This window comes from Desulfobaccales bacterium (genome assembly GCA_041648175.1).
Lineage (GTDB): Bacteria > Desulfobacterota > Desulfobaccia > Desulfobaccales > 0-14-0-80-60-11 > 0-14-0-80-60-11.
Genome location: JBAZPO010000078.1, coordinates 1 through 2,568, shown reverse-complemented (window position 1 = coordinate 2,568; position 2,568 = coordinate 1). Strand labels below are relative to the sequence as shown.

Below are 2,568 nucleotides of genomic sequence, written 5' to 3'. Positions count from 1 at the left end.
CGATCAGAACGGTGACCTCCAGGTTTCTCTCCTCGGTAAACCAGATATTCGCGCTGCTCTGGGTCTGCCTGCTCCCTTGAAACGGTGACCCCGGTCGCCGTGATTCCATACTTGTCGGCGGCGTATTTCATGAAGCCGCCATAGCCGCAGCCGATATCCAGGACCGTCATCCCCGCATGGAGTCCAAGCTTCCTGCAGATCAAATCGAATTTGGCTTCCTGCGCTGCGTCGAGGTCTGTGGCTCTCCGCCAGTAACCGCACGTGTAGGCCATGGATCTGCCGAGCATCGATTCGAACAGATCGTTGCCGATATCGTAATGCCTGTCGGCGATCACGAATGCCCTGCGCCGGGATTGTTGATTGAATATGCGCGATACCGCCGCCCTCAACAGGAGCGGCCAGCCTGGTTTGATTTTCTGCTCCAATTGCGCGCGTAATATGCGGCAGATGAATTCATCGATCCGGGCGCAGTCCCACCACCCCTCCATGTAGGATTCCCCAATTTTTCACCAATTTGTGTCTTTTCAGCAAACGTTGAAAGTGCCATATTGGGTGAAAATTACGCTTGACGACCGGAAGTTTTCACTATAATGTCCATTTTCAGCAAATGCTGAAAGGTCGTTTAGCAATGAAAGTAAATGGGAAAAATATATTGGAAGAGGTTGAAAACGCCTTACGGGCTTGCCTCCAACGGGTCCCTTTTCTGGAGATCGAGTCTCTGGAAAGAGAACTCAATGTTGGAGATGTACGTATTGATATCGTCGCCACAGTGCGAATGGCAAAGCAACGACAGCGTCTGGCGCTTGAAGTCAAGAACAACGGTCAGCCCCGCGTTGCCCGCGCGGCAGCCTTCCAGCTCGCCCGTGTTCTGGAGCGTGAACCTGACGTGTACGGTGTGTTTTCGGCGCCATATATCTCACCCCAGACAGCCGAGATATGTGTTCAGGAGAAAATCGGGTATCTGGATCTTGCCGGAAACTGCCGACTGGCCTTTGGCCAAGTCTATATCGAACAGGAATGCAAACCCAATCCTTTTGCTGAAAAGCGGGATCTTCGTTCCCTCTATTCCCCAAAGGCGGCACGAGTCTTACGTGTGCTTCTGACTGATCCTAAAAAGGCGTGGAGGGTCCAGGCATTGGCAGAAGAGGCGGAAGTCAGCCTGGGGCAGGTTTCCAATGTCAAGAGCCTCCTGGAAGATCGCGAGTGGCTTAAAAGTTCCGATGCCGGGTTGCTGCTCAAGGATCCGGAGAGCCTTCTATCCGAGTGGTCGGGAAACTACAGCTTCAGGAAGAATGTACCCCGAAACTACTACACGCTGAAAAGCATGGCCGAGATGGAGGCTGACCTGGCGAAGACCTGTGAAAAAGAGGGAACAGCATACGCCTTGACCGGTTTTTCCGGTGCGGCCCGATATGCCCCTGCCGTTCGTTACCAGCGGGTCATGGCCTATGTGTCGCGCGATGTGGAAAAGATTGCGGAGATTCTCTCCCTGAAGGAGGTGGCCAGCGGCGCAAATGTCACTCTATTTACCCCCTATGACGAAGGCGTCTTGTACGGCGCACGACAAATCGACGGGATTTGTATCGCATCGCCGGTGCAGGTTTACCTCGATCTGCTCGGGGTGAAGGGCCGCGGTGAGGAAGCGGCAAAGACAATATTGGACGAGGTGATCAGGCGCTCATGGTGACACGCAGAGATTATACGGCTGAGGCGGTGGAAGCGGCAAAATCGGTACTGATCGAACTGACGCATCTTCTGGGTGAGTACCGGGACAATATCGTGCTCATTGGCGGCTGGGTGCCAGAACTTTTGATCCCCCAGGAACCGCGACCCCATGTGGGAAGCATGGATATCGATCTTGCCCTGAACCATTTGAAAATCCGGGAAGAGGGTTACAAGCTGATTGAGGAATTGCTCACTTCCCGCGGTTATTACCAGGAGGAAGAAAAGCAGCCCTTCACCTTTTTCCGCGATGTGCCGCTCGGTGGTTCGGTTATCAAAGTGCAAGTTGATCTTCTATCCGGCGAATATGAGGGCACCGGCAAGAAGCACCGCACCCAGGCGGTCCAGGGAATAAAGGCACGCAAGGCGCGAGGCTGTGATTTGGCCTTCGAAATGGTCAGCGAAGTATCCGTAGAGGGGGAAATCCCGGGTGGCGGGCTGGACCGCGTGACCATAAGGGTCGCTTCCATTGTACCGTTCCTTGTCATGAAGGGGATGGCGCTGGACGATCGGCTCAAGGAGAAAGACGCCTGGGATATTTACTACTGCCTTCTTGCCTATCCTGGCGGGATCGACGCACTCGCGGAGGAATTCCGGCCCCACCTGTCCCACGGTTTGGTTCAGGAAGGACTCACCAAGATGGCCAAGCACTTTTCCTCTCTCAAAGCGCTCGGGCCGAAGTTCGTCGCCGATTTTGAAGAAGCGTATGACCCGGAAGAAGCGGAGCGAATCATCCGTGACGCCTTCGAGCGGATCAATGCCTTCTTAAAAAAACTGGGGATGGCGTGAAAAAAGGCAGGACGACTCGCACGGCCTACCAGATGGCCTTAGCACGATAAGTGCCGA

The 2,568-nt window shown here is 54.4% G+C and carries 3 protein-coding genes; 2 read left to right on the top strand and 1 reads right to left on the bottom strand.

The genetic code is table 11. The annotated features are described in order from the left end of the window. Positions 1 to 488 (bottom strand): class I SAM-dependent methyltransferase (locus WC600_19270; GenBank protein MFA4904868.1); only part of this gene is annotated, 488 nt, incomplete at its 3' end. 77 nt (positions 489 to 565) lie between these two features. Here WC600_19270 and WC600_19265 point away from each other — a divergent pair. After that, complete coding sequence (locus WC600_19265) at positions 566 to 1,687, top strand: type IV toxin-antitoxin system AbiEi family antitoxin (protein MFA4904867.1); 1,122 nt, start codon at positions 566 to 568, stop codon at positions 1,685 to 1,687. Next, entirely contained in the window at positions 1,681 to 2,511 is an 831-nt protein-coding gene (locus WC600_19260; protein ID MFA4904866.1) for a hypothetical protein, read from the top strand. The genes WC600_19265 and WC600_19260 overlap by 7 nt, the downstream gene beginning before the upstream one ends. The last annotated feature ends 57 nt before the right edge of the window (positions 2,512 to 2,568 follow it).